This is a genomic window from Lyngbya aestuarii BL J, from assembly GCF_000478195.2.
Lineage (GTDB): Bacteria > Cyanobacteriota > Cyanobacteriia > Cyanobacteriales > Microcoleaceae > Capilliphycus > Capilliphycus aestuarii.
In genome coordinates this window covers 1-4843 of the sequence record NZ_AUZM01000145.1, presented here as the reverse complement: position 1 = coordinate 4843, position 4843 = coordinate 1, and the positions used below count along the sequence as shown (strand labels likewise).

The 4843-nt window shown below is 43.1% G+C and carries 5 protein-coding genes; 3 read left to right on the top strand and 2 right to left on the bottom strand.

Annotation, left to right across the window (positions count from 1 at the left end):
- Nucleotides 1-517 (top strand): alpha/beta hydrolase family protein (locus M595_RS26890; protein ID WP_375339254.1); only part of this gene is annotated, 517 nt, incomplete at its 5' end.
- The gene (gene codA, locus M595_RS26885; protein ID WP_023069754.1) at nucleotides 498-1766 is read left to right on the top strand and encodes a cytosine deaminase; all 1269 of its coding nucleotides are present in this window, start codon (nucleotides 498-500) and stop codon (nucleotides 1764-1766) included. The genes M595_RS26890 and codA, both read left to right, overlap by 20 nt.
- A gap of 132 nt (nucleotides 1767-1898) precedes the next feature.
- On the opposite strand, the gene M595_RS26880 is transcribed toward codA, so the two are convergent.
- A complete protein-coding gene (locus M595_RS26880; protein WP_023069751.1) occupies nucleotides 1899-2450 on the bottom strand; it encodes a hypothetical protein in 552 nt (183 codons plus the stop codon).
- A 211-nt stretch (nucleotides 2451-2661) separates the two neighbouring features.
- Entirely contained in the window at nucleotides 2662-3099 is a 438-nt protein-coding gene (locus tag M595_RS26875) for a hypothetical protein (RefSeq protein ID WP_023069753.1), read from the bottom strand.
- A 322-nt stretch (nucleotides 3100-3421) separates the two neighbouring features.
- Here M595_RS26875 and sat point away from each other — a divergent pair, with 322 nt between their 5' ends.
- Complete coding sequence (gene sat, locus M595_RS26870) at nucleotides 3422-4588, top strand: sulfate adenylyltransferase (protein ID WP_023069755.1); 1167 nt, start codon at nucleotides 3422-3424, stop codon at nucleotides 4586-4588.
- The last annotated feature ends 255 nt before the right edge of the window (nucleotides 4589-4843 follow it).

Here is a 4843-nt window from a genome sequence, read left to right as displayed (position 1 = left end):
CAAAGCTGTGATGCCTATTAATCCTGTTAATAGTAGCATCTTTGGAGAACAAAGTTTAAGTCAAATTCAAGTCCCGCTTCTTTGGCAAACGAGCGGAGAAGATAAAGTTACCCCCGTGGCTTGGGAACAAGTTCGATCCTTTACTTGGTTGACAACTCCTCATAAATATCTTCTCCTCGCTGAAGGAGATCATCATATTAATCTTAATCTCAGTATGGTCAATCAGGCGGTGAGTTCTTCTCTAAAAGAAGTTATTGATCCCGTTCCCGTTACGATTAATAATTATATGAATGCAGTCGGCTTGGCATTTTTTAAAGTCTATGTTGCCAACGATCAGTCTTATTCTCCTTATTTACAAGCTGCTTATGCTAAAGCAATTAGTGAAGATACTTATCCTCTGAGTTTGGTTAGTTCGGTCACACCTGAACAGTTTTACCAAGCCATTAGACAAGCTAGACAACAGGGTAAAGTTCTGATTAAAAATCAAGAGGGGAACGATGTCTACTCAACTTTATGATCTGATTTTCCGACAGGGTTGTTTACTGCGATCGCCGACTAAAACCGAAATCGTTGACATCGCAATTGCGGCGGGAAAAAAAGCAGCAATAGAGCCTTCTATTCCCGCATCAGCCCAACAAGAAATTAACCTACAAGGGAAACTGATTAGTCCCCCGTTTGTCGAGTCTCATATTCATTTAGATTCGGCTTTAACCGCAGGTGAACCCCGGTGGAATCAAAGTGGAACCCTGTTTGAAGGAATTCAAATTTGGGAAGAACGTAAAAAACAACTTACCTTTGAAGATGTTAAAGAACGGGCGATTTCAACCCTCACCCAACAAGCCCAACAAGGGGTGTTATTTGTGCGGACTCATGTAGATGTAAGCGAGTCAAATTTAATCGCATTAAAGGCTTTATTAGCCGTTCGAGAAGAAGTCAAAGACTGGATGACCTTACAAATTGTAGCGTTTCCTCAAGATGGAATTTATAGTCGTCCTGAGAATGAATTATTACTGGAAAAAGCATTAGATTTAGGTGTAGATGCGGTGGGGGGAATTCCTCACTATGAGTTGACCCGAGAAGATGGGGTGAAATCGGTTCACCGTATCTTTGAACTCGCTCAAAAATATGATTGTTTAATTGATATTCACTGCGATGAAATTGATGATGATCAATCTCGGTTTTTAGAAGTTGTTGCAGCTTGTGCGATTAGAACCGAAATCGGGGATAAAGTTACCGCTAGCCATACAACCGCTTTCGCCTCTTATAATAATGCCTATGCGTTCAAATTAATGGGGTTTTTAAAGCGATCAAACATTAATTTTATTGCTAATCCTCTGATTAATATTACCCTACAAGGTCGTAGCGATATCTATCCGAAACGCCGAGGAGTCACACGAGTTAAAGAATTATGGCAACAGGGATTAAATGTGAGTTTAGGACATGATTGTGTACAAGATCCCTGGTATAGTTTAGGAACTGGTAATTTATTAGATGTGGCTCACATGGCGGTTCATGTTTGTCAAATGACAGGAATGCCAGAAATTGAAGCTTGTTATAATATGATCACTTGGAATGGAGCAAAAACCCTTTCACTTGGCGAACAATACGGGATAGAAATCGACCAAACGGCTAATTTTATTATCCTTGATGCTCAAGATCGTTTTGATGCCATTCGTAAACGAGCAACCGTGCAATATGTTTTTTCTAAGGGTCAATTATTAGTTGAAACCGAACCGGAAAAAACAATCTTTCATGCAACATCTTGACAAGAAGAATAGTCAGGTTTTCGGTTCCAGGAAGTAAGGACAGGTTAATCAATGCTGTTTGCGAATGTTTGCGAAAAACATATTTTTGTATAGAACCCGCCCCTACACCTCACGAGTCACTAAAATTGCAGATTAATAACCTACCCTTCTTCTATACTGTTCGTAGGGATTTTGAGGATCAACTCGGTAATAGTTATCGCTTCTGCTGCGATCATTACGGCGATTATCGTAACGACGGTCATTGTCATAACGACTATCTCTGATGCGATCATTACGGCGATCATTTGTGTCGTAGCGTCTATTAAACCGATCATTACGACTGCGACCATTATTTGATCGATCATAGCGTTCTTTCCATTCATCTTCATCTCGATCAAGCTGTTTATCAAGTTCTCGATGAGCATCGCGAATGACTTTTTCTTTCTGTTGCTGAGACAAACGGGAGTTATGAGGTTTATTCATCTCGTTGTTTATCTGGCGATCAAGTTCCCGATGACGCTCATCGCGATATCGATCCCAAGCTTCATCTTCTCGGCGGTCAGCGAGTAATACCCCTTGGCTTTGTACCGTATGATCAAAATTGCGATCGCGGAGAGTTTCACGCCGACTATCAGCAGATGCAAAGGCGGGAGTCGCTAAACCGGTCGTGAGTAAGAGTGTGGCGATCGCTAAAGTGCGTTTCATGTCTGCCTCCATGGAGTCGATCAACTGGCTAGTTCTTGTTTTAAAAGTTTAAGATGTGAAACCCAGTATCTGACTTCACCTAAGTTGGGGAAGTTTCAAGTTGGCAATTAATGCTCTGTTCTCTATTGTATCAGTCGAATAGTCAGGGAGAATTGTTCCCCCTCTAGAAACTTGCCTAAACTCCCATGAAGATTAAATCAACGACTTATCGTTACTTTTGCTGTTGATAGAAACGCAAGACCTTCTGAGTATACTCAGCCGTTTGACCACTATTATATTGATTGGGATCTCCAGTCATCCACCAGGCTGCGGCTCGACGAATTGCCACTTCTTCACTGTTACCACTGTTGGGATATTCTTCTTTGAGAACATCTTCCATGACACAGCCTAATACCTCTCTGGCTTTTTGATCATTGGCTTCAAACTGAGCAGGTGTCATTTCCTGGCCAATACACAGTCTAGACCAACGAGGGATGTTATCTGGTTTAATCTGCCAGTCTGTGTACAATCCATCGTTTTCAGTTCCCGTCTGCGGTGCCGCTAAACGTAAAGCCTCAACTAAGGCTTGGACTTGAGTGCTGGAGACTTGAGCGTGAGCCGGAAGCATCCACAGCAAAACAATGACTAATAGTTTCCAATTGACTCGCATCGTCTACTCCTTCACCCGGGTATGGTCAGTCTATTTTGCTTCTAGGATACCTGTTTTAACACATTTAAAAATCTTTCTGCCGACAGAAATCTGTTGCTTTTCCGGTTGATAGACGCTTGAACTTGACAAATTTTATATTTTATGAATATGCCTTTCCCCGCAAAGAATAGTGGGCAGACTCAACGGCGATCGCCTGTTTTGACAATAAAATTATCACAAATAGGTATATTTACATAAAAACACTGGGCGATCACAGGTTAAGATAAGTAGTCAGAAAAACTTAATATTTTCTCTAACTTGTCGTTCACCTAGAGAGGTCCCCTTGAGTCAGCAGAAAGACGCAATTGCTCCCCACGGTGGAGAACTAATAAACCGCATTGCCTCCCCTGAACAACGGCAGGAATTTCTCGAAAAAGCCGACTTCCTACCTGTCGTTCAACTCGATGAGCGAACCCTGTCCGACCTAGAAATGATTGCCATCGGTGGATTTAGCCCTTTAACAGGCTTCATGGAACAGGCAGACTATGAAACAGTCGTCAGTGATATGCGCCTGAGTAACGGCTTACCTTGGTCTGTTCCGATTACCTTGTCCGTTACCCAAGAGGTGGCAACACCCTTAGTCGAAGGAAATTTAATTCGTCTAGACTCTCCTTCTGGTAAGTTTGTCGGTGTCCTCAAGTTGACACAGAAATATACTTACGACAAAGAAAAAGAAGCACTCAACGTCTATGGGACGACAGAAGACAAGCACCCCGGTGTGAAAGTCGTCTACGAACAAGGGCCGATTAATCTCGCAGGCCCCGTGTGGTTACTCGAGCGTGATGATCACCCCTTATTCCCCCAATATCAGCTTGATCCTGCCGTATCTCGGGCTTTATTTTGGGAAAGAGGATGGAAAACAATTGTGGGTTTCCAAACCCGTAACCCCATCCACCGCGCTCACGAATACATTCAAAAATGCGCCTTAGAAACCGTTGACGGTTTATTTTTGCATCCCCTTGTCGGAGCCACTAAGTCCGATGACATTCCTGCTGATGTGCGGATGCGCTGCTACGAAATTTTGATGTCCGGGTATTATCCCAAAGATCGGGTAATTTTAGCAATCAACCCGGCTGCCATGCGTTATGCAGGCCCGAGAGAAGCGATTTTTCATGCGCTTGTCCGCAAAAACTACGGTTGTACTCACTTTATTGTGGGTCGTGATCATGCAGGTGTGGGTGATTATTATGGCACCTATGATGCTCAACATATTTTCGAGGAGTTTGAACCCTCGGAGTTGGGGATCATCCCGATGAAGTTTGAACACGCCTTCTACTGTACCCTTACTAAGGGGATGGCAACCAGCAAAACCAGTCCGAGTAAACCAGATCAACGGATTCACCTATCTGGAACCAAAGTTCGGGAAATGTTGCGTCGGGGTGAAATGCCACCGCCGGAATTCTCTCGTCCTGAAGTCGCGGCAGAATTAGTCAAAGCCATGCAGGGTTAAGTCTGTCAGTCAGATTTCTGTTTGGCTTCGGAGTTGATCAGAACTTCCCTTTATTCCTGTGCTGATTAGTAATCTTCAAATAGTCTGAGGATGAACCTCAGCATAACCTATCCTAAGAAGGTTAGGGTGCATCTAGGATGAAGGGGATTGTCGCGATTACACCGAATTATTTATATAAAATCAACCGAGAGCTTAAATTTTTAGATCACCTCTTAATCCCAGCAGGGCTGTTTGATTGGCGTGGAGATCGGAAGA